This window comes from Achromobacter sp. JCM 18799 (assembly GCF_055395645.1).
This window is the reverse complement of the sequence record NZ_AP043866.1, coordinates 4,150,288-4,171,672: the sequence shown is the minus strand read 5'-3', so window position 1 is coordinate 4,171,672 and position 21,385 is coordinate 4,150,288. Positions and strand designations below refer to the sequence as shown.

General features: G+C 67.2%; 17 protein-coding genes. 12 read left to right on the top strand and 5 right to left on the bottom strand.

Annotation, left to right across the window (positions count from 1 at the left end; genetic code table 11):
- Positions 1 to 871: 871 nt before the first annotated feature.
- Positions 872 to 2,398, bottom strand: coding sequence for a glycerol kinase GlpK (gene glpK / locus ACZ5YA_RS19620; RefSeq protein WP_059374016.1), 1,527 nt, complete (start codon positions 2,396 to 2,398; stop codon positions 872 to 874).
- A complete protein-coding gene (locus ACZ5YA_RS19615; RefSeq protein ID WP_118935159.1) occupies positions 2,385 to 3,839 on the bottom strand; it encodes a DHA2 family efflux MFS transporter permease subunit in 1,455 nt (484 codons plus the stop codon). The genes glpK and ACZ5YA_RS19615 overlap by 14 nt, the downstream gene beginning before the upstream one ends.
- 98 nt (positions 3,840 to 3,937) lie before the next feature.
- On the opposite strand from ACZ5YA_RS19615, the gene ACZ5YA_RS19610 reads away from it, so the two are divergent.
- From ACZ5YA_RS19610 to ACZ5YA_RS19595, 4 genes are all read left to right on the top strand, one after another.
- Positions 3,938 to 4,126, top strand: a complete 189-nt coding sequence (locus ACZ5YA_RS19610; RefSeq protein ID WP_042796240.1) for a DUF3460 family protein — start codon at positions 3,938 to 3,940, stop codon at positions 4,124 to 4,126.
- 16 nt (positions 4,127 to 4,142) lie between these two features.
- Positions 4,143 to 5,033 carry a segregation and condensation protein A gene (locus ACZ5YA_RS19605; protein ID WP_059374014.1) on the top strand — a complete coding sequence of 297 codons (891 nt, stop codon included), beginning with the start codon at positions 4,143 to 4,145 and terminating at the stop codon, positions 5,031 to 5,033.
- A 36-nt stretch (positions 5,034 to 5,069) separates the two neighbouring features.
- Positions 5,070 to 5,924 (top strand): pantoate--beta-alanine ligase, encoded by an 855-nt coding sequence (gene panC / locus ACZ5YA_RS19600; RefSeq protein WP_118935156.1) that lies wholly within the window; start codon positions 5,070 to 5,072, stop codon positions 5,922 to 5,924.
- 116 nt (positions 5,925 to 6,040) lie between these two features.
- Positions 6,041 to 6,457: a response regulator transcription factor gene (locus ACZ5YA_RS19595; RefSeq protein ID WP_118935154.1), complete on the top strand. Its 417-nt coding sequence runs from the start codon at positions 6,041 to 6,043 to the stop codon at positions 6,455 to 6,457.
- Positions 6,458 to 6,544: 87 nt separating this feature from the next.
- Here ACZ5YA_RS19595 and ACZ5YA_RS19590 read toward each other — a convergent pair whose 3' ends face one another.
- Positions 6,545 to 7,324: a copper resistance protein NlpE N-terminal domain-containing protein gene (locus ACZ5YA_RS19590; RefSeq protein ID WP_059374011.1), complete on the bottom strand. Its 780-nt coding sequence runs from the start codon at positions 7,322 to 7,324 to the stop codon at positions 6,545 to 6,547.
- A gap of 203 nt (positions 7,325 to 7,527) precedes the next feature.
- On the opposite strand from ACZ5YA_RS19590, the gene ACZ5YA_RS19585 reads away from it, so the two are divergent.
- The 7 genes from ACZ5YA_RS19585 (at position 7,528) to ACZ5YA_RS19555 (ending at position 19,179) form a co-directional block, all read left to right on the top strand.
- Positions 7,528 to 8,376, top strand: a complete 849-nt coding sequence (locus tag ACZ5YA_RS19585) for a prepilin peptidase (protein ID WP_464091114.1) — start codon at positions 7,528 to 7,530, stop codon at positions 8,374 to 8,376.
- A gap of 31 nt (positions 8,377 to 8,407) precedes the next feature.
- Entirely contained in the window at positions 8,408 to 9,040 is a 633-nt protein-coding gene (gene coaE / locus ACZ5YA_RS19580) for a dephospho-CoA kinase (protein WP_419341436.1), read from the top strand.
- A 47-nt stretch (positions 9,041 to 9,087) separates the two neighbouring features.
- On the top strand, positions 9,088 to 9,840 hold the full coding sequence (gene zapD / locus ACZ5YA_RS19575; RefSeq protein ID WP_059374009.1) for a cell division protein ZapD: 753 nt from the start codon (positions 9,088 to 9,090) through the stop codon (positions 9,838 to 9,840).
- Between the two features lie 322 nt (positions 9,841 to 10,162).
- A complete protein-coding gene (locus ACZ5YA_RS19570) occupies positions 10,163 to 11,437 on the top strand; it encodes an MdtA/MuxA family multidrug efflux RND transporter periplasmic adaptor subunit (protein ID WP_187774077.1) in 1,275 nt (424 codons plus the stop codon).
- Between the two features lie 13 nt (positions 11,438 to 11,450).
- Complete coding sequence (locus tag ACZ5YA_RS19565; RefSeq protein ID WP_464091113.1) at positions 11,451 to 14,549, top strand: MdtB/MuxB family multidrug efflux RND transporter permease subunit; 3,099 nt, start codon at positions 11,451 to 11,453, stop codon at positions 14,547 to 14,549.
- Positions 14,546 to 17,659 carry a multidrug efflux RND transporter permease subunit gene (locus ACZ5YA_RS19560; RefSeq protein WP_059374006.1) on the top strand — a complete coding sequence of 1,038 codons (3,114 nt, stop codon included), beginning with the start codon at positions 14,546 to 14,548 and terminating at the stop codon, positions 17,657 to 17,659. The genes ACZ5YA_RS19565 and ACZ5YA_RS19560 overlap by 4 nt, the downstream gene beginning before the upstream one ends.
- On the top strand, positions 17,656 to 19,179 hold the full coding sequence (locus tag ACZ5YA_RS19555; RefSeq protein ID WP_059374005.1) for an efflux transporter outer membrane subunit: 1,524 nt from the start codon (positions 17,656 to 17,658) through the stop codon (positions 19,177 to 19,179). The genes ACZ5YA_RS19560 and ACZ5YA_RS19555 overlap by 4 nt, the downstream gene beginning before the upstream one ends.
- Positions 19,180 to 19,232: 53 nt before the next feature.
- Here ACZ5YA_RS19555 and ACZ5YA_RS19550 read toward each other — a convergent pair whose 3' ends face one another.
- Positions 19,233 to 19,502: a hypothetical protein gene (locus tag ACZ5YA_RS19550; RefSeq protein WP_088138194.1), complete on the bottom strand. Its 270-nt coding sequence runs from the start codon at positions 19,500 to 19,502 to the stop codon at positions 19,233 to 19,235.
- Positions 19,503 to 19,512: 10 nt separating this feature from the next.
- A complete protein-coding gene (locus tag ACZ5YA_RS19545) occupies positions 19,513 to 20,286 on the bottom strand; it encodes an SDR family oxidoreductase (RefSeq protein WP_419341433.1) in 774 nt (257 codons plus the stop codon).
- Between the two features lie 147 nt (positions 20,287 to 20,433).
- Between ACZ5YA_RS19545 and ACZ5YA_RS19540 the strand changes: the two genes are divergently transcribed.
- Positions 20,434 to 21,342: a LysR family transcriptional regulator gene (locus tag ACZ5YA_RS19540; protein ID WP_464091112.1), complete on the top strand. Its 909-nt coding sequence runs from the start codon at positions 20,434 to 20,436 to the stop codon at positions 21,340 to 21,342.
- Positions 21,343 to 21,385 lie beyond the last annotated feature (43 nt).

The window sequence follows — 21,385 nt, the reverse complement described above, 5'->3', positions numbered from 1 at the left end:
TTTCGGGGGAGTTTATAGGGCTGTGGAGGTTCTGTGGGTCTTGATGCGGGCGCGGGCTTGGTTCTTAAGACGCCTGTCGCGTCGGATGAATCTTCACGGGCGCAGGGACGGCCGGCGTGCTTGGCGTTCTGGCCACGGGCGGTGGGAAGTTGGCGTGTCTTGCGGGGCCCGCCCCAGGCCGGCCGCGCGGGCGGCCTTTTGGGGCTTACGCGGTGTCTTGCGTGGCGTGATGACGCTGCGCGCTGTTGGGGAGTGCAACTGGTGGTTGGTGAATTTTGGTACGTAGGGCGCCGAAGCAGGTCGGTAGGCCAACAATCGTCATTTCAACCCCAGTGCCGGATGGGTGGCGCGCGTGACGGTCGGCATGCGCAAGCGGTTCGCCATCGCGCGCCACCCATCACCGCCCATCCCCCATGGGCTGGCGACCATTAGTCAACGGCTCACCGCATTCGCGCAAGCGAACACAATTGAAATTCAAGGAATCACGTATGCCATTCTCGGCCGCCCGCGCGGCCGAGAATGGCGGGCAATACAAGAGTCGTCCCAGACCACGGCTCTAGCAGCGCACCAAACCAAGATTCAAGTAGCCCGTCGGTGCGGGCGCCTGAGTGGCGGGCAACCTCGATGCGCCCGAGGGAATCTGAAGGGAAGGCCGCAGGCCTGGACGAAGATGACGAAGGGGAAGTCCGGAGCGAAGGCTCCGGACCGCAATCGTGGGCGCCCGCCACTCAGGCGTCCGCGCCGACGGGCGGCCTACGAAGCAGAGCGGCCTACGAAGCAGAGCGGCCGACGAAGCACAGGACCGGCACCCCGAAACCCTGCCAACGAGAAACCTCGGGCGCACTCAAAACCAGAAAGCTACAAAGCCCGCCTACTTCCCAGCGCTATCCGCCCACCCCTTCGACAACTCCACCGCCTGCCGCCACCGCTTCATCCGCGCCGCCCGTACAGACTCCGGCCAGGTCGGTTCGAACGTCCGCTCCGCCTGCCACTTCGACGCGAATTCATCCAGCCCCGACCAGAACCCGACCGCCAGCCCTGCCAACCCCGCAGCCCCCAGCGCCGTCGATTCCGACACGCGCGGACGGACCACCGGGACGCCCAGCAAATCTGCCTGCATCTGCATCAGCAGGTCGTTGCGGGCGGCGCCGCCGTCCACGCGCAGCTCGGTCAGCGCGATGCCGCTGTCGCCGTTCATGCAGGTCAGCAGTTCGGCGCTTTGCAGCGCGATGGATTCCAGCGTGGCGCGGGCGATGTGGGCGCGGGTGGTGCCGCGGGTCAGGCCCACCAGCGTGCCGCGCGCATAGGGATCCCAGTGCGGCGCGCCCAGGCCGGCGAAGGCCGGGACCATGAAGACGTCGTCGGTGTCGGCCACGCTGGCGGCCAGGGATTCGATTTCTTCCGAACGCTGGATGATGCCCAGGCCATCGCGCAGCCATTGCACCGCGGCGCCGGCCACGAACACGCCGCCTTCCAGCATGTAGGTCGGACGCCAGCCGCTGTTGCCGGCTTGCGGCAGGCCCCAGCCCACCGTGGACAGCAGATTGTTGTGGGATTGCACCGGTTTTTCGCCTACGTTCATCAGCATGAAGCAGCCGGTGCCGTAGGTGTTCTTGGCCATGCCGGGCGTAAAGCAGGCCTGGCCGAAGGTGGCCGCCTGCTGGTCGCCGGCGTTGCCGGCGATCGGGATGGAGCCGCCCAGCCACTCTGGCAGGGCGTCGCCCACCACTGCGCTGCTGGGCGCAATGTTGGGCAGCACGCTGCGCGGGATCTTCAGCAGCGCCAGGATCTCGTCGTTCCAGTCCTGCGTGTGCAGGTCGAACAGCATGGTGCGCGAGGCGTTGCTCGGGTCGGTGCTGTGCACCGCGCCGCCGGTCAGTTGCCAGATCAGCCAGGTGTCCACCGTGCCGAAGGCCAGTTCGCCGCGGTCGGCCATCTGGCGCGCGCCCGGCACGTGGTCCAGCAGCCAGGCGAGCTTGGTGCCGGAGAAATAGGCGTCCAGCACCAGGCCGGTGCGCGATTGCAGGAAAGCGGCGTGGCCGTCCTGGCGCAGCTGGTCGCATAGCGGCGCCGTGCGGCGGTCCTGCCAGACGATGGCGCGCGCCAGCGGGCGGCCGGTGGCGCGTTCCCAGATCAGGGTGGTTTCGCGCTGATTGGTGATGCCGATGGCGGCGATGTCGGCGGCGGTCGCGGCGGCATTGCGCAGGGCTTCGCGCGCCACGTCCAGCTGGCTGTGCCAGATCTCGCTGGCGTCGTGCTCGACCCAGCCCGGCCGCGGGTAGTGCTGGCGGAATTCGCGCTGGCCCACGCCGCGCACCACGCCCTCACGGTCGAACACGATTGCGCGGGAGCTGGTCGTGCCCTGGTCCAGGGCTAGGACAAATTCATTCGTCGTCACTTTGTTTAGCGCCGTTCAGGTGTGCCCCGGCCAGAGGGTCGAGGCGTCTAAAGGAGAAGGTCGAAGCCATGCACAGCAAGCCGACGACGATGAAGCCCGCGACGACATCGCGGATCGCCAGCGTTTCCGCGCCGCGCAAGGACATGCTGATGTTCAGCGTCACCGCGGCCACGCCCACGCCCAGGCTGATGCCCAGTTGCTGCGCCATCGCGGCGAAACTGCTGGCGCGGCTCATCTTGGACGGGGGGATGTCGGCATAGGTTAGCGTATTTACCCCGGTGAACTGTAGCGAACGGAAAAAGCCTCCGACCAGCAGGACCGCGATCATCAGCCACACCGGCGTGGCGGGCGTGAAGGCGCCGCAGACCACGATGAACGCACCCGCCAGCACGGCGTTCACGGTCAGGACCCGACGAAAGCCGAAGTGCTTCACGATCGGGGTGGCCACGAACTTCATCAGCAGTGCGCCCGCGGCGCTGGCGAAAGTGATCAGGCCGGCCGCGAACGGCGTCAGGCCAAAGCCCACCTGCAGCAGCATGGCCAGCAGGAAGGGGGTGGCGCCCACGGCGAAGCGGCACAGATTGCCGCCCAGCGTGGAGATGGCGAAGGTGGGGATCCGCATCAGCGAGAGGTCGATGATCGGGTGCTCGGTGCGCTTGGCGTGCCAGCCGTAGAGCAGGCCGCAGACCGTGCCCACCGCGATCAGCCCCAGCAGCATGGACAGCGGCATGACGTCGCGGCCGATGGCCTCGAAACCGCTGACCAGGGCCGCCAGGCAGATTGAGCTGAGCAGGAAGCCCGGCCAGTCCAGGCGCGGGGCGGCTTCCTCGCGGATCTCCGCGACGTAGCGCAGCACCAGGAAAATTCCCAGGACGCCGATAGGGATATTGATCAGGAAGATCCAGTGCCAGGACATATAGGTGACCATGAAGCCGCCCAGCGGCGGTCCGATCACGGGGCCCAGCAGGGCCGGAATGGAAAGGAAGGACATGGCCTTCAGCAAGTCCTGCTTGGGCACGGTGCGCAGCAGGATGATGCGTCCCACTGGCACCATCATTGCGCCCGCCATCCCCTGGACGATGCGGGCCAGGACCAGTTGCGGCAGATCCTGGGACAGCGCACAGGCCACCGAGCTGAGCGTGAACAGGCCGATCGCCGCCACGAACACCCGCCGCGCGCCGTAGCGGTCGGCCGCCCAGCCGCTGACGGGCACGAATACCGCCACCGACAGCAGGTAGGAGGTGATGGCCACGTTCAGCCGCACCGGGGTCGACCCCAGGGCGTGGGCCATGGCTGGCAGGGCGGTGGCCACCACGGTGGCGTCCAGCATCTGCATGAACAGCGCACAGCCTACGATGAAGGGAATCATGCGCGCCGCGCGCGCGGCTTGCTCATTGGAAAGAGGAGCGGGACGGGCTGCTGCTGCGGTTTCTGCGGACATGGCGGGCGGGGGCGATGGGTGCCGCGAGATTGTAACGCCGGGGGGTGGGCCGCCGTGAAGTAAACTCCCTACATCCGAAACCCATTGAAATTGGTGCCATGGCGACCAACTACGAATCCGAGATCACCCTTTTCCTGAAGGACTACAAGAAATCGCATCCTGGCACCGAAGAGCGCCAGCGCGAGGGCCGCGCCCGCCTTTGGGACAAACCGCAGGACTCGGAGCTGCTGGAAGGCTTCCGCGCGGCCCGTGTGCCGCAAAAGCCGTACGTCTACCAGGCCGACTGAGCCCATTGCGGCAATCATGGCCCAAAACGCTTCCGTCCCGGGCGACGCCCTGGCCGCGCTAGTGGAACCGCCCGTCGACAGCACCCCTGACACGATCGACAGCGTGGCGTTCGCGCGCCTGTATGGCGAGCCGCTGTTCCAGATGCCCACGGACCTGTACATCCCGCCGGATGCGCTGGAAGTGTTCCTGGAAGCGTTTGAAGGGCCGCTGGACCTGCTGCTCTACCTGATCCGCAAACAGAACTTCAACGTGCTGGACATCCCCATGGCGGATGTCACGCGGCAGTATCTGTCGTATGTGGAGCAGATCCGCATCCACAATCTGGAGCTGGCCGCCGAGTACCTGCTGATGGCGGCGATGCTCATCGAGATCAAGTCGCGCATGCTGCTGCCGGTCAAGAAGACCGACACCGGCGAAGAGCCGGAAGATCCGCGCGCCGAACTCGTGCGCCGCCTGCTCGAATACGAGCAGATGAAGCTGGCCGCCCAGAAGCTGGACGCGATGCCGCAGTTGGGCCGCGACTTCGTCAGCAGCCAGGCGGTGGCGGACCTGAGCGTGGAGCGCATGCTGCCCGAGGTCAGCGTGGACGACCTGCGCGCGGCCTGGGCCGACATCATGAAGCGGGCCAAGCTGAACCAGCACCATCACATCACGCGCGAACAGCTGTCCGTGCGCGATCACATGACGCACATCCTGCGGCGCCTGAACGACGTGCGTTTCATGGAATTCGGCGACCTGTTCATGGAACGCGTGCGCGAAGGCGCGCCCGCGGCGGTGGTCGTCGTGCATTTCATCGCCATGCTGGAACTGGCGCGCGAGTCTTTGCTGGAAATTACGCAGGCCGAGCCCTATGCTCCCATCTATGTGCGCCTGGCCTACACCAGCGTGGCGGCGGTCGCGGCCTGATCCTGACCGGGCTGCCCCCAACCCCGGAGAAACTCCTTGAAAGTCGTACACACCATCCAGGAATTGCGCGATCACCTGCGCGGCCAGAATCGCGTGTCGTTCGTGCCCACCATGGGCAATCTGCACGAAGGCCACCTGTCCCTGATGAAGCTGGCGCGCCAGCATGGCGACCCGGTGGTGGCCAGCATCTTCGTGAACCGCCTGCAGTTCGGCCCCAACGAAGACTTCGACCAATATCCCCGCACGCTCGCCGCCGACATCGAGAAGCTCGAGCGCGAGCGCGACGTGTACGTGCTGTTCGCGCCGAACGAGCGCGAGATGTATCCCGAGCCGCAGAACTTCCGCGTCCAGCCTCCCGACGATCTGGGCGACATCCTGGAAGGCGAATTCCGCCCGGGCTTCTTCGAAGGCGTCAGCACCGTGGTGCTGAAGCTGTTTTCCTGCGTGCAGCCGCGGGTGGCGGTGTTTGGCAAGAAGGATTACCAGCAGCTGATGGTGGTGCGCAATATGTGCCGCCAGTTCCAGCTGCCCGTCGAAGTGCTGGCCCACGAGACCGTGCGCGCCGACGACGGCCTGGCCTTGTCCTCCCGCAACCGTTACCTCAGCGACGCCGATCGCGCCGAGGCGCCCGCGTTGTATGCCGCGCTGCGGCACGCCAACGAGCGCCTGGCCCAGGGCGAACGCGATGCCGCCGCGCTGGAGCGCGAAGCCGTCGAGACCCTGACCCGGCGCGGCTGGCAGGTGGACTACGTGGCCCTGCGCCGCCAGCGCGATCTCAAGCGTCCCGACGCCGCCGACCTGCAGGCCGGCGAACCGTTGGTGGCGCTGGCGGCGGCCAAGCTGGGCACGACCCGCCTGATCGACAATCTGGAGCTGGCCTACACGGCCTGACGCGGCAAGGCCCCAGGGGTGGCGTTCATGTCCACCCCTGAAAGAATTACCAGCTTACGTCGTGACGGGCGGCGGATCAGACTCGGCGCAATCCTACATTGCAAGCGAGCCGCCCCATGCAAGCTCCCCGTCCCGACCTGGAAGCCGTTCTTTCCTCTCTCACGCCGCGCGAACGGCAAATCGTCACCTACGTGGCCGCCGGCCGTCCCAACAAGGTCATCGCCATAGACCTGGGCATTTCGTTGCGCACCGTAGAAGCCCATCGTTCCCGCATCTTCACCAAGCTGCAAGTCCGCAATGCCATGCAACTGGCCTGCCGGCTTTGCGAACACGGACGTTCCGGCGCCTCGCCCGTGCCTGGCGCGGCCGGACCGGACCGCGCGCATGCACTGATTCCGATGCCTCGGAAGCTCATCGACAGTCCGAGCTACACGCTGCATGAGCCGCCAGGGCCGGAGTATCACCGATGTCTGGCGAGTCCCGCGTCACTGCGTGCCGATTCCGGCGTAGATCCGGATCCCGATGCCGGGTAGCCCAAAAGCACCAGGCCCGGCGAACGAGATGTCCGTCGGGCCTGGGGGTAGAGGCTGCGTGGCGGCGTATTCAGCCTCCGCCGGTCTTCAAGGGCACTTGGGCGCTGCCGCCTTGGCCAGTTCGTCGATCGGGTCCAGATCCGGCTGGCGGGTCAGGTTGTAGTTCAGGTTGGGCGTCTGGCCATCGATGGAACGCACGCGCAGCACGTTGTTGGCTGCAACCACGAATTCCGCGCGGCCGTTGCCCTGGCTGTCCATCAGGATGACGCGCGGCGGGCGTTCTTCGGTGGCGTCCCAGCAGCCTTGCTCGGTGACCGGCGGGCCTTTCTTGGGATCGTTTTCCAGGTAGGCCACGCGGCCGCGCCAACGGCCATTGGGCGCCAGCGTCAGCGTCACGCGCTGCGCGGTGCACTGCATGGCGGGCGAGAAGCAAGGCAGGGTGCCCATGTAGGTTTGCGGTTGCGGCACCAGGCTATGCACGGCTGCGCTGGGCGCGGCCGGGTTTGCGGCCACGGGAGCGCTCGCGGCCGATGCCGTCGTTGCCGTGTGTTCGGTTTCCGCCGGAACGGCCTGGCCGTCTTCCGTGGTCTGGCCGCCTGCAGCCTGTGCGGCTTGATTCTGATTCTTGCGGGGAGCGTCCGGCTTGAGGGCGATCTGCACTTGCGACGGGGCGCGGATGATGCTGCGGTATCCCGCGCCCGACCCCTGGTACTGGGCGTCGGTCACGGTGCTTTCGGCGGGCGGGTCGTAATAGCCTTCGGTTTTCTGTTGGGCACAGCCGGCTGCGCCCAGCACGGTGCCTGCGAGCAGCAACCCCATGACGCTGAGTTTGCGGGAGCGGGTACCGATTTCTACGCGCGCGGTCATGGCAGCTTATCCGTGTGGTGAGTCTGTCTCCGATTTTACGCACTTATGCGAAGATTCGATACGTTCCCCTTAGCCGCACTTGGGCATCCTCAACACTTTATGCACTATTTACGACACGGCCGCCGCCAGCTTGCCCCGCGCACTGTCGCCAGCTCCTGGCGCGGCGCCGCTGCGGCCCGGTGCCGCGCGGTCGGATGACGGCGATGCGGCATGTCTTTGATCTGCCTTTGGGCGCCTTCATTGGCCTGGCGGCGCTGGCGGGTTTGTTCGTGGGCAACTGGCTGACGGTGCTGACCCACCGGCTGCCGCGCATGATGGAGCAGGAATGGCAGGCGCACTGCCAGGAAGCCTCGGGCAAGCCGCCGGCGGCGGGCCGCTATGGCTTGTGGTCGCCGGCCTCGCACTGTCCCAACTGCGACACCGCCGTGACCGGCTGGCGGCGGCTGCCGCTCCTGGGTTGGCTGCTGCTGCGGGGCCGCTGCGGCGCTTGCGGCGCGGCCATAGGCTGGCGCTACCCGGCCATCGAACTGCTGACCTGCGCGCTGTTCGCCGCATGCGCCTGGCGTTTCGGCGCCACGCCGCTGGCGCTGTCCGCCATGGGCTTGTCGGCCATGCTGGTGGCGCTGGCCTGGATCGATTTCGAGTCCACGCTGCTGCCCGACGCGTTGACCCAGCCGCTGCTCTGGGCCGGGCTGCTGGTCAATCTGTTCGATGCCTATGCCAGCCTGCAGATGGCGGTGGTGGGGGCGGTGGCGGGCTACGTCTTTCTGTGGGTTATCTTTCATGTGTTTCGCCTGCTGACGGGGCGCGAGGGCATGGGCTATGGTGACTTCAAGCTGCTCGCCGCGCTGGGCGCATGGTTCGGCGTGGAAGCCCTGCCGACGCTGCTGCTGAGCGCATCGTTGCTGGGCGTGCTGATCGGCGGCGCGCTGACCTTGAGCGGCCGCGCCAGCCGCGGGCAGCCGTTGCCCTTTGGTCCCTATCTGGCGCTGGCGGGCGTCGTGACGCTGTTGCTGGGCGGCGAGCACGGCTTGGGGCAGTTTTTGCAATAGGGCGGTTCATGTCCTCCATGGGATGGGCGGTATGTTGAAGATAGGTCTGACGGGCGGCATCGGGTCGGGCAAGACCCGGGTGGCGGACATGCTCGCAGAGTGGGGCGCCACGCTGGTCGATACCGACGAGATCGCGCGCGAGCTGACCGCCGCGGGCGGTGCAGCCATGCCTGCCATAGAACGCGAGTTCGGCCCGCGCGCATTGACGCCGGACGGGGCGCTGGACCGCGCGTGGATGCGGGACCAGGCGTTCTCGGATCCGCAGGTGCGCTTGCGGCTGGAGGCCGTGCTGCATCCCGCCATCGGGCAGGAGACCGAGCGTCAGGCTGCGGCTGCGACCGGCGCCTATCTGGTTTTCGTGGTGCCGCTGCTGGTGGAGTCGTTGCCGCGTTGGCGCGCGCGCCTGGACCGCATCTGCGTGGTGGACTGCGACCCGGAAACGCAGGTGGCGCGGGTGCGGCAGCGCAGCGGGCTGACGGAGCCAGCCATACGGCGTATCATGGCGGCACAGGCTGCGCGGGCAAGCCGTCTGGAAGTCGCCGACGACGTCATCGTCAATGACGCAGGCACTACGCCGGAACAACTGCGCGCGCAGGCGAAGACCCTGCATGACCGCTGGCTGGCGCTGGCGAGCACGACGGACCGGCAAGGCCGGCACCCCTGAATAACATTGGCCCCGCCGGCCAAACACAGATGGGCCTGTAAAGAAGCGTGATCGTTTACGAATACCCCTTCAATGAGCGCATCCGCGCTTATCTGCGGCTGGAATACCTGTTCGACAGGTTGTTTTTCTTTGCCCGCGAGGGGGACTCGCGCCTGCACCAGGTTGCCGTCACCTCCCTGTTCGACCTGCTCGATGCCTGCGAGCGCACCGATGTGAAAGGCGCGGTCCTGCAAGACCTGGAACGCCAGCGCATGGCGCTGGTCGGGTTGCGCGATCATCCGGGTGTGGCGCAGGATGCGCTCGAAGCCATGCTGCGCGAAATGGAAAAGGTGACCACGGCGCTGGCCGCGCCCGGCAAGACCGGGCAGTCCCTGCGCGAAAACGAATGGCTGACCAGCCTGCGCGGGCGCCTTTCCGTGCCGGGCAGCGCCACCCAGGTCGACATGCCGTCGTACTTCGCCTGGCAGAACAAATCCGAAGCTGCCCGCTGCGCCGACCTGCAGGCCTGGGTGGCACCCTTCATCCCTTTGTATGACGGCCTGACCCTGGCCCTGCGCCTGTTGCGCGAATCCGGCCGCAAGTCGGACATCGTGGGCGAGCAGGGCGCCTACCAGCAGATGCTGGGCGGCAAGCAGTTCCAGCTGCTGCGGGTCTGGCTGGACCCCGCCCAGGGCGTATTCCCCGAGATCAGCGCCAATAAGTACATGATCTGGATACGTTTTTCCACCCAGGACGGCGAATTCAAGCCCCAGCAAGTCGCCCGCGACGTGCCCTTCCAGATGACACTGTGCAGTTCGTAGGACGGGTGAAGCGCGAGCGTTCTTAAGCTAGAACGCGGATGCCGAACGCGCGCAACCCATCCTGCGGTGCCGTATCTATTCCCGATTTGTCGGCAGGGCAGCCCCGGGGCCGCGGCCACCGTTTTCCCACGGTTCCGCCGTGGTGACCCGGTCCATCGCCATGATTTCCACGACCCGTCCCCCTGTTTCACCTGGCTTTCGTCCCCGCCTGCCTCCGTGCCAGATTCCTGTTGCGGCCAGTTTCAACTAGGGGTGGCGAGACTGGAAACCGGGACGGTCTAGTAGACAATACGGCTTTCTCCGCCTGTGCCGGAACTGTTCCATGCCTGATAGCCGTCCCGTATCTCCGCCCACCCGTTGGACCCGCCGCCGCCTGCTTGGGCTGGCGCTGGTATTGCTCGTTGTGGCGGGCATAGCCTGGCTGGCGCTGCGGCCCGCGGCCAAGCCGGGCGCCGCAGGCGGCCCGGGGGGGCGGCCCGGCGGCCGGCCGCCAGCGGGCGCCATGATGACCCCCGCGGTGCCGGTGCGCATCGCCACCGCCGCCAAGCAGGACATCGACATCTACCTGAAGTCGCTGGGCACGGTCACCGCCTACAACACCGTCACCGTGCGCAGCCGGGTCAGCGGCGAGCTGGTGGAAGTGGCTTTCCAGGAAGGCCAGCAAGTGAAGGCCGGCGATCTGCTGGCGCAGGTGGACCCGCGGGCCTTCCAGGTGGCGCTGGACCAGGCGCGCGGCACGCAGATGCAGAACCAGGCCCAGCTGGAGAACGCGCGGCGAGACCTGCAACGCTACCAGGCGCTGTTCAAGCAGGACTCGATTGCCAAGCAGCAGGTCGACACGCAGGCCGCGCTGGTGCGCCAGTACGAAGGCACGGTCAAGAGCGACCAGGCCAATGTGGACAACGCCCGCCTGCAGCTGGATTACGCGCGCATCACCGCGCCGATCAGTGGCCGCCTGGGTTTGCGCCAGGTGGACCGCGGCAATCTGGTGTCCAGTTCTGATGCCAACGGCCTGGTGGTGATTACCCAGACCCAGCCGATTTCCGTGGTGTTCACGCTGCCCGAGACCCAGTTGCCCGAAGTGCGCGCCGAGATCGCGGCGGGCAAGACGCTGACCGTCGACGCCTATGACCGCGCCGACACCCGACGCATCGCCACCGGCCAGCTGGAAACGCTGGACAACCAGATCGACGTGACTACCGGCACGCTGAAGATGAAGGCGCGCTTCGAGAATGCCGACGACGCGCTCTTCCCCAACCAGTTCGTCAACGTGCGCCTGCACGTGCTGACGCGCAAGGACGTGACCGCGATCCCCACCGCCGCCATCCAGCAGGGCTCGGCCGGCGCCTTCGTGTTCCTGGTGCAGGCGGACGATACCGTGCAGGTGCGCCAGGTGAAGCTGGGCGCGGTCAACAACGGCATGGTCGCCGTCAACGAAGGCCTGCAGCCCGGCGACCGGGTGGTGGTCGAAGGCACCGACCGCCTGCGCGCGGGCGCCAAGGTGGAAGTGGTCGGCGGCGCCGAGACCGTCCCGGGCTCCCCCAACAAGAACCTGGGCGCCGGCGCCCCGGCCGGCACCACGCCGCCGTCGAAGTAAGCCAGGAATTGCCGTGAGTCCGTCGCGCCTGTTCATTCTGCGTCCGGTGGCCACCACGCTGTCGATGGTGGCCATCCTGATCGCCGGTTTCATCGCCTACCGGCTGCTGCCCGTTTCGGCCCTGCCGGAAGTGGACTATCCGACGATCCAGGTGGTGACGCTGTACCCCGGCGCCAGCCCCGACGTGATGACCTCGCTGGTCACCTCGCCATTGGAACGGCAGTTCGGACAGATGCCGGGCCTGAACCAGATGTCGTCCACCAGCTCGGGCGGCGCCTCGGTCATCACCCTGCAGTTCAACCTGACCCTGCCGCTGGACGTGGCCGAGCAGCAGGTGCAGGCGGCGATCAACGCCGCCTCGAACCTGCTGCCCAGCGACCTGCCGGTGCCGCCGACCTATAACAAGGTGAATCCGGCGGACGCCGCAGTGCTGACGCTGGCGATCACTTCCCCCACCATGCCCCTGCCGCAAGTGCGCGATCTGGTGGATACACGGGTGGCGCAGAAGCTGTCGCAGATCCCGGGCGTGGGCCTGGTCAGCGTGGCGGGCGGCCAGCGGCCGGCGGTGCGGGTGCAGGTCAATCCGCAGGCGCTGGCGGCCAACGGCCTGTCGATGTCGGACTTGCGCACGGCCATCGTCGGCGCCAACGTCAATCAGCCCAAGGGCAATCTGGACGGGCCGCAGCGCTCCACCACCATCAACGCCAATGATCAGCTCAAGACGCCCACCGACTACAACGACCTGATCATCGCGTACAAGAACAATGCGCCGCTGCGCTTGTCCGACGTGGCGCGCGCCGTCGAAGGCGCCGAGGACACGCGCCAGGCGGCCTGGGCCGGCGACAAGCCCGCCATCCTGCTCAATATCCAGCGCCAGCCGGGCGCCAACGTGATCGACGTGGTCAACCGGATCCAGGCGCTGCTGCCCCAGCTGCGCGCCGCCTTGCCGGCGACCCTGGACGTGAGCGTGGTGTCCGACCGCACCCAGACCATCCGCGACTCGGTGGCCGACGTGCAGTTCGAGATGATGCTGGCCGTGGCCCTGGTGGTCATGGTGACCTTCGTGTTCCTGCGCAGCCTGACCGCCACGCTGATCCCCAGCGTGGTCGTGCCGCTGTCGCTGGTGGGCACCTTCGGCATCATGTACCTGGCCGGTTTCTCCATCAACAACCTGACCCTGATGGCGCTGACCATCGCCACCGGCTTCGTGGTGGACGACGCCATCGTCATGATCGAGAACATCGCCCGCCACATCGAGGAAGGCGAAACGCCGCTGCAGGCCGCGCTCAAGGGCGCCTCGCAGATCGGCTTCACGCTGATCTCGCTGACCTTCTCGCTGATCGCGGTGCTGATTCCGCTGTTGTTCATGACCGAAGTGGTGGGGCGGCTGTTCCGCGAGTTCGCCATCACGCTGGCCGTGTCCATCCTGATATCGCTGGTGGTGTCGCTGACCCTGACGCCCATGATGTGCGCGCGCCTGTTGCGCGCCGAGTCGGAGCAGAAGCACGGCCGCTTCCATCAGGTCACCGGCGCCTTCATCGACCGCGTCATTGCCGGCTACGACCGCTGGTTGCAGGTCGTGCTGCGGCATCAGCCGCTGACGCTGCTGGTGGCGCTGGCGACCTTCGCGCTGACGGTGCTGCTGTATCTGGTGATTCCCAAGGGCTTCTTCCCGCAGCAGGACACCGGCCTGATCCAGGCCATCACGCAGGCGCCGCAGTCGATTTCCTTCCCGGCCATGGTCGAGCGCCAGCGCACGGCCGCGCGCCTGGTGCTGGAAGATCCCGACGTGCAGGCCGTATCGTCCTTCATCGGCGTGGACGGCAGCAACGCCACGCTCAGCGCCGGGCGCATGCAGATCGCGCTCAAGCCGCAAGCCGAGCGCAACGGCGACCTGCGCACGGTGATGGGGCGCCTGGAGCAGGCCCTGGCCAAGCAGGACGGCCTGACCGTCTACATGCAGCCGGTGCAGGACCTGACCATCGAGGACCGCGTAAGCCGCACGCAGTACCAGATGACGCTGTCCAATCCCGACCTGAAGGTGCTGAGCGAATGGACGCCCAAGCTGGTGAACCGCCTGCGCCAGGTGCCCGGGCTGAAGGATGTGACCGACGACCTGCAGGACGACGGCCTGCAGACCTGGGTCGAGATCGACCGCGACGCCGCGTCGCGGCTGGGCATCACGGCGGCGGTGATCGATGAGGCGCTCTACAACGCCTTCGGCCAGCGGCTCATTTCCACCATTTTCACGCAATCCAACCAGTACCGCGTGGTGCTGGAGGTCGAGCCGCAATTCCAGGTGACGCCTGCCTCGCTGGGCCAGATCCACGTACCTACCTCGACCGGCGCGCAGGTGCCGCTGTCGTCGGTGGCGCACATCAGCGAAGGCAAGACGATACTGGCCGTCAACCGGCTGGACCAGTTCCCCATGGTGACCGTGTCCTTCAACCTGGCGCCGGGGGCTTCCTTGTCCGGCGCGGTGGAGGACATCATCGCGGCCGAGGCCGACATCGGTTTGCCCACGGGCGTCGAGACGCGCTTCCAGGGCGCGGCGCTGGCGTTCCAGAATTCGCTGTCCAGCACCTTGTGGCTGATCCTGGCCGCCATCGTGACGATGTACATCGTGCTGGGCGTGCTGTACGAAAGCTATATCCACCCCATCACCATCCTGTCGACGCTGCCTTCGGCCGGCGTGGGGGCGCTGCTGGCCTTGCTGATCAGCGGCACCGAGCTGGACATGATCGGCATCATCGGCATCATCCTCTTGATCGGCATCGTCAAGAAGAACGCCATCATGATGATCGACTTCGCGCTGGACGCGGAGCGCAAGCGCGGCCTGAGCCCGCGCGCGGCCATACATGAGGCGGCGCTGCTGCGCTTCCGGCCCATCCTGATGACCACGCTGGCCGCCCTGTTCGGGGCGCTGCCGCTGATGCTGTCTACCGGCACGGGCGCCGAGCTGCGCCAGCCGCTGGGCCTGGTGATGGTGGGCGGGCTGCTGCTGTCGCAGGTGTTGACGCTGTTCACCACGCCGGTCATCTACCTGATGTTCGACCGCATGTCGCGCCGCTGGCGCGGCGTGGATCAGGCGCAGGCGGGGGACGCGTCATGATCCTGTCGGCACCCTTCATCGCCCGGCCGGTAGCGACCACGCTGCTGAGCCTGGCGGTCGTGCTGGCAGGCTTGCTGTCGTTCTTCCTTTTGCCCGTGGCGCCGTTGCCGCAAGTGGACATTCCCACCATTTCGGTGTCGGCCAGCCTGCCGGGCGCCAGTCCGGAAACCATGGCGTCCAGCGTGGCCACGCCGCTGGAGCGTTCGCTGGGCAGCATCGCCGGCGTGACCGAGATGACGTCCAGCAGCTCGCAGGGCTCGACCCGCATCACGCTGCAGTTCGATCTGTCGCGCGACATCAACGGCGCGGCTCGCGACGTGCAGGCCGCCATCAACGCGGCGCGCTCGCTCTTGCCGACCAGCCTGCGCAGCAATCCCACGTACCACAAGGCCAATCCCTCCGCGGCGCCCATCATGACCCTGGCGCTGACGTCCGACACGCTCAGCCAGGGCCAGCTTTACGACATCGCCTCGACCATCGTGGCGCAGAAGCTGTCGCAGGTGGACGGCGTGGGCGAGGTGACGGTGGGCGGCAGTTCGCTGCCGGCGGTGCGCGTTACCGTGCTGCCGGGTGCGCTGGCCAACCGCGGCGTGTCGCTGGACCAGCTGCGCGCCACGCTGGCCAATGCCAACGCCAACCGCCCCAAGGGCGTGTTGCAGAACGATCGCTATCACTGGCAGATCATGGTCAGCGACCAGCTCAGCCGCGCCGAGCAATACCGGCCGCTGATCGTCGCCTGGAAGGACGGCGCGCCGGTGCGCGTCTCCGACGTGGCCCGCGTGGAAGACTCGGTCGAAGATCTGTACCAGACCGGTTTCTTCAACGAGCGCAAGGCCATCCTGATGATCGTGCGGCGCCAGGCGGACGCCAACATCATCGAAACCGTGGATGCGGTGCGCGCCCAGCTGCCCATCCTGCAGGCGTTGATGCCGGCGGACGTCAACATGACGGTGGCGCAGGACCGCACCCCCAGCATCCGGGCCTCGCTGCACGAGGCCGAGCTGACGCTGATCATTGCCGTGGGCCTGGTGGTGCTGGTGGTGTTGCTGTTCCTGCGGCGCTGGCGCGCGGCCATCATTCCCAGCGTGGCGGTGCCGGTGTCGCTGATCGGCACCTTTTGCATCATGTACCTCTGCGGCTTCACGTTGAATACCATTTCGCTGATGGCGCTGATCGTGGCGACCGGCTTCGTGGTGGACGACGCGATCGTGGTGCTGGAGAACATCATGCGCCATGTGGAGCGGGGCATGTCGCCCATGCGCGCGGCGCTGCGCGGTTCGCGCGAAGTGGGCTTCACGGTGCTGTCGATGAGCCTGTCGCTGGTGGCGGTGTTCATCCCCATCCTGCTGATGGGCGGCGTGGTCGGCAGGCTGTTCCGCGAGTTCGCGGTGACGCTGTCGGCCGCCATCATGGTGTCGCTGGTGGTGTCGCTGACCTTGACGCCGATGATGTGCGCGCGCCTGTTGCGACAGGAAGCTCCCGACGAGAAGCCGCCGGGCCGGCTGGCGCGCTGGTCGGAGCGCGGCTTTGAGTCCATGCTGGACGGCTACCGCCGCAGCCTGCGCTGGGCGCTGACGCACAGCCGCCTGATGATGCTGATCCTGGCGGTTGCCGTGGGCCTGAACGTCTATCTGTACACCGCGGTGCCCAAGGGCTTCTTCCCGCAGCAGGACACGGGCCAACTGCTGGGCTTTTTCCGGGTCGACCAGGGCACCTCGTTCCAGGCCACGCTGCCCAAGCTGGAGGCGCTGCGCAAGGTGGTGCTGGCCGATCCGGCGGTGCAGAGCATGACGGGTTACGCGGGCGGACGCGGCGGCAGCAACAGCAGCTTCATGCAGATCCAGTTAAAGCCCCTGGAAGAGCGAAAGGTCTCGGCGGACGTGGTCATCAACCGGCTGCGCGGCAAGCTGCAGAACATGCCGGGCGCGCGCATGTTCCTGGTGTCGCAGCAGGACATCCGCATCGGCGGGCGCGCCAGCCAGGGTTCCTACGACTACACGCTGATGTCGGGCGATCTGCAATTGCTGCGCACCTGGATGCCCAAGGTGCAGCAGGCCATGGCGCAGGTTCCCGAGATCACCGACGTGGACACCGACGTCGAGGACAAGGGCCGCCAGATCAACCTGGTGATTGACCGCGAGGCCGCGACCCGCCTGGGCGTAAGCATGTCCACCATTTCCACGGTGCTGAACAACTCCTTCAGCCAGCGCCAGGTGTCGGTGATGTACGGACCGTTGAACCAGTACCACGTGGTGCTGGGCGTGGACCCGAAGTTCGCGCAGGACATCGAATCGCTCAGGCAGGTAGAGGTCATCACCGCGGCCGGCGCGCGCGTGCCGCTGTCGGCTTTCACCCGCCTGGAAAACGCCAACGCGCCGCTCAGCGTGCAGCACCAGGGGCTGTTCGTGGCCGACACTATCTCGTTCAGCCTGGCGCCCGGCGTGTCATTGGGCCAGGCGACCAGCGCCATCGACGCGGCGGTGGCGCGCATCGGGCTGCCGTCAGACCAGATCCAGGCGGGCTTCCAGGGCACCGCCGCAGCCTTGCAGCAGACCTTGGCGCAGCAGCCCTGGCTGATCCTCGCGGCGCTGGTCACCATGTATATCGTGCTGGGCATCCTGTACGAGAGCTTCGTGCATCCGCTGACCATTCTGTCGACCTTGCCGTCCGCCGGTCTGGGCGCGCTGCTGGCGCTGCTGCTGGTGCGCTATGACTTCACGCTGATCGCGCTGATCGGGGTGTTCCTGCTGATCGGCATCGTCAAGAAGAACGCCATCATGATGGTGGACTTCGCCCTGGAAGCCGAGCGCACTCAGGGGATGAGCCCGCGCGATGCGATTTTCCAGGCGTGCCTGACGCGCTTTCGCCCCATCATGATGACGACCATGGCCGCCATTTTCGGCGCGCTGCCCCTGGTGCTGGCCACCGGCGCCGGGGTCGAGATGCGCCAGCCGTTGGGCATTACCATCGTCGGCGGCCTGGTCCTGAGCCAGATCCTCACGCTGTACACCACGCCCGTGGTCTATCTTTACCTGGACCGCTTCCGTCTCTGGGCCGCGCGCAAGCGCGCTTCCAGGAACGGGTCCTCCGCTCCCATAGAACCCACATGATGCGCAACGCCAAGTCTGTTCCCAACCTGTTCCTTCCCCGCAGCATCGCCGTGGCCGCGCTGTGCGCGCTGCTGGGCGCTTGCGCGGTCGGCCCCGATTACCAGCGCCCGGCGCTGGACGTGGGCACGGCCTACAAGGAAGGCCAGGACCAGGTCGACGGCTGGAAGCCCGCCCGGCCGCTGGACCAGGCCGAGCGCGGCGCATGGTGGCAGGTCTATGACGACGCGACCTTGAACGGCCTGGTGGAACGCCTGAACGCGTCCAACCAGACCGTGGCCCAGGCCGAAGCCAACTACCGGCAGGCGCTGGGCCTGGTGCGCGGCGCGCGCGCCGGCTTCTTCCCCACGGTAGGCGCGGGCGCGGGCATGACGCGCTCGGGCAGCGGCGGCGGGCAGAACGGCTCGACGTCGTCGTCCGGCAGCAACGTCTCGAACCAGTACTCGCTGACCGGCAACGTCAGTTGGGAAGTGGATCTGTGGGGGCGGGTGCGGCGCAGCGTGGAATCCTCGGAAGCCAGCGCCGCGGCCAGCCTGGCCGACCTGGGCGCCACGCGCCTGAGCGCGCAGGCCGCGCTGGTGCAGGCCTATCTGCAATTGCGGGTGCTGGACGAACAGAAGCGCCTGCTGGACGCTACGGTGGCGGCTTATGAGAAATCCCTGCAACTGACGCAGAACCGCTACGCCGTGGGCGTGGCGGGGCAGGCCGACGTGGCCGTGGCGCGCACGCAGGTGGAAAGCACGCGCGCGCAGTCCATCGACCTCGATTGGCAGCGTGGCCAGCTCGAACACGCCATCGCCGTGCTGATGGGCCAGGCGCCGTCACAATTCAGCCTGCCGCCCACGGTGTTCGCGCTGCAACTGCCGCAGATCCCGGTGGGCCTGCCGTCCGAACTGCTGGAACGCCGGCCCGACGTGGCGGCGGCCGAGCGCCGCGCAGCCGCCGCCAATGCGCAGATCGGCGTGGCGCAGGCCGCGTGGTTCCCCAGCCTGACGCTGTCGGCCGATGGCGGTTTCCGCAACGGCCAGTTCGCGGAGCTGCTGACGGCGCCGGCGCGGTTCTGGTCGCTGGGACCGGCGCTGGCGCTGACGATATTCGATGGCGGCGCGCGCGAGGCGCAGGTGGAGCAGGCGCGTGCGTCCTATGACGCGCAAGCGGCCGCCTACCGCCAGACGGCGTTGACCGGACTGCGCGAGGTCGAGGACTATCTGATCCAGTTGCGCGTCATGGAGAACGAGCAGGTGGTGCAGCGCCGTGCGCTCGAAGCGGCGCGCGAATCGCTGCGCCTGACCCAGAATCAATATAAGGCGGGTCTGGTCGATTACCTGAGCGTGGCGGTGGTGGACGCCACCGCGCTCAACAGCGAACGCAATGCGCTGAGCCTGCTGGGCAACCGCTTCGCGGCCAGCGTCAATCTGATCGTGGCCCTGGGCGGTGGTTGGGAAGGGCTGCCTGCCGCGGGAGCGCAAGCGCGCGCGGACAATCAGGCGACGCCTGCGGCAGCGGCTCCCGCGCAGCCCTGAGGTCGGGCCGCGCGGATGCGTGATGGAGCGCCGGCGCGGTCAACGCCAGCGTTTCACGCGCGCGGCAGGAAGGCGATGACCAGCCAGGCCGCCGCGGCGGGCACCGCGAACACCAGCAGCAGGATGGGCAGTTCCTCGCGCACCGTATAGCCGGCGCGCGTGACGCCGACCCACATGTTGACGATAGCCATCAGCAGCCACGCGGGCAGGAACAGTTTGGCCGCGGCGATCGAGCCGGCGGCGTCGCCGCCCCATTGCTTGCCGAACAGCGCGAACACGGCCAGCAGCAGCAGGCCTCCGACGATGGTCAACAGTACGTGCATGGCGTCCCTCCTATTTGGTGGTGTAGCCGCCGTTGATCAACACCGTCTGGCCGGTGATCCACCAGCCGTCCGACACCAGGAAGCGGATGAAGGGGACGACGTCCTCGATGTCGGTAAGCCCGGTTTTCGAGAATGGCGACAAGGCGGCTGCGGTCTTATGGTACGCCACCGCGTCGGCGCCTTCCGCCGGATAGAAGAACGGCGTGTCCATGGGGCCGGGGCCTACCGCCGTCACCGAAATGCCGCGCGCGCCGAACTCCTTGGAGGCGGCGCGGGTGTAGTGCTCCACCGGCGCCTTGGTGCCGGCGTAGGCCGCGTAGAAGGGCGTGAATGCGCCCAGCAGCGATGTGACCAGCGTGCAGATCTTGCCGTTGTCATTGACGTGGCGGCCGGCTTCCTTCAGGAAGAAGAAGGCGGACTTCGAGTTCACCGCGGCCATCTCGTCGTATTCCGCTTCCGTGATTTCGGTGAAGGGCTTCTTCAGCACTTTGCCGACGGTATTGATCGCAATGTCCGGCCGGCCCACCGCGGCCACCGCGTCGGCGAACAACTTTTCCATCGCGCCGGCCGAGCTCAGGTCGGCCTGCAAGGCAATGGCCTGCGCGCCCGCCGCTTTGATGGCGGCGACCGTCGCGTCCGCATCGGCCTTGGTGGCCGCGCTGTTGTAATGCACCGCCACCGCGCGCGCGCCTTGCTGCGCCAGATCGCGCGCGATCAGTCCGCCCAGGTTTTTCGCGCCGCCCGCGATGATGACGGTTTTGCCTTTGATTCCGTGGTCTGCCATGGTCCTCTCCGCTATCGGGCCGCCGGATGCGAGCCCTAGTGCAGACGATGATATATTCCACAAAATCCGCATAAAACTACTATTTCTGGCATCTCTATCCAGAAATTACGAACAGTGAGGCCCGCCCTCGCAGGAGCCAACCGCCCCATGGACCGCATAGACCTGTTCCGGGTTTACGCTCGTGTCGTCGAGTGCGCGAATTTCTCTCGTGCGGCGGATACGCTGGGCCTGCCGCGCTCCACGGTGTCCGCCGCCGTGCAGGAATTGGAGGGCCGGCTGGGCGCGCGGCTGCTGAACCGCACCACGCGGCAAGTGGCGCCCACGCAGGAGGGCGCGGCTTTCTATGAGCGCTGCCTGCGCCTGGTGGCCGACATGGAAGAGGCCGAAAACCTGTTTCGCCACAGTTCGGTGGGCCCCAGCGGCATGCTGCGCGTGGACGTGCCCGGACGCGTGGGCCGCCTGATCGTGGCGCCGGCGTTGCCGTCTTTCCTGGAAGCCTATCCGCAGATCGACGTCACGCTGGGCGTGACGGATCGTGCCGTAAACCTGATCGAAGAGGGGGTGGACTGCGTGCTGCGGGTCGGCGTGCTGCCGGACTCGGGCCTGGTGGCCAGGCCCATAGGCATGCTGCGCCTGATCAATGTCGCCAGCCCCGCCTATCTGGCGCGCCATGGCGTGCCGCGCACGCCGGACGATCTTGCGGCGGGGCATGCTTGCGTGAACTACGCCTCGCCGTCGACCGGCCGGCTGGCGCCCTGGGAATGGCTGGACGGCGGTGCGTCCCGGACCGCGCCGTTGCGCGGGCGGGTCACGGTCAACAGTGCCGAAGCCTATATCGCCAGCTGCGTCGCGGGACTGGGGCTGATCCAGATCCCTGCCTACGACGTGCAGCCACAGATCGCCGCGGGGGAATTGGTCGAAGTCATGCCGGAGCATCGGCCCGCGCCCATGCCGATGACCTTGCTTTATCCGCAGCGGCGTCAGCCGTCGCGGCGGGTGCAGGTGTTCGCGGATTGGCTGGAGGCGCTGTTGCGGCCAGCCTGCAGCCTGGGCTGAGGGCATGAAAAAGGCCGGCCATGACGGGCCGGCCTTGCTGGCG

Bases quoted from the DNA above. Each gene is read 5' to 3' on its own strand.
- ACZ5YA_RS19615 (WP_118935159.1), bottom strand. From the start codon at position 3,839: ATGTCCGCAGAAACCGCAGCAGCAGCCCGTCCCGCTCCTCTTTCCAAT.
- ACZ5YA_RS19610 (WP_042796240.1), top strand. From the start codon at position 3,938: ATGGCGACCAACTACGAATCCGAGATCACCCTTTTCCTGAAGGACTAC.
- ACZ5YA_RS19605 (WP_059374014.1), top strand. From the start codon at position 4,143: ATGGCCCAAAACGCTTCCGTCCCGGGCGACGCCCTGGCCGCGCTAGTG.
- ACZ5YA_RS19595 (WP_118935154.1), top strand. From the start codon at position 6,041: ATGCAAGCTCCCCGTCCCGACCTGGAAGCCGTTCTTTCCTCTCTCACG.
- ACZ5YA_RS19590 (WP_059374011.1), bottom strand. From the start codon at position 7,324: ATGACCGCGCGCGTAGAAATCGGTACCCGCTCCCGCAAACTCAGCGTC.
- ACZ5YA_RS19585 (WP_464091114.1), top strand. From the start codon at position 7,528: ATGCGGCATGTCTTTGATCTGCCTTTGGGCGCCTTCATTGGCCTGGCG.
- coaE (WP_419341436.1), top strand. From the start codon at position 8,408: ATGTTGAAGATAGGTCTGACGGGCGGCATCGGGTCGGGCAAGACCCGG.
- ACZ5YA_RS19570 (WP_187774077.1), top strand. From the start codon at position 10,163: ATGCCTGATAGCCGTCCCGTATCTCCGCCCACCCGTTGGACCCGCCGC.
- ACZ5YA_RS19560 (WP_059374006.1), top strand. From the start codon at position 14,546: ATGATCCTGTCGGCACCCTTCATCGCCCGGCCGGTAGCGACCACGCTG.
- ACZ5YA_RS19555 (WP_059374005.1), top strand. From the start codon at position 17,656: ATGATGCGCAACGCCAAGTCTGTTCCCAACCTGTTCCTTCCCCGCAGC.
- ACZ5YA_RS19550 (WP_088138194.1), bottom strand. From the start codon at position 19,502: ATGCACGTACTGTTGACCATCGTCGGAGGCCTGCTGCTGCTGGCCGTG.
- ACZ5YA_RS19545 (WP_419341433.1), bottom strand. From the start codon at position 20,286: ATGGCAGACCACGGAATCAAAGGCAAAACCGTCATCATCGCGGGCGGC.
- ACZ5YA_RS19540 (WP_464091112.1), top strand. From the start codon at position 20,434: ATGGACCGCATAGACCTGTTCCGGGTTTACGCTCGTGTCGTCGAGTGC.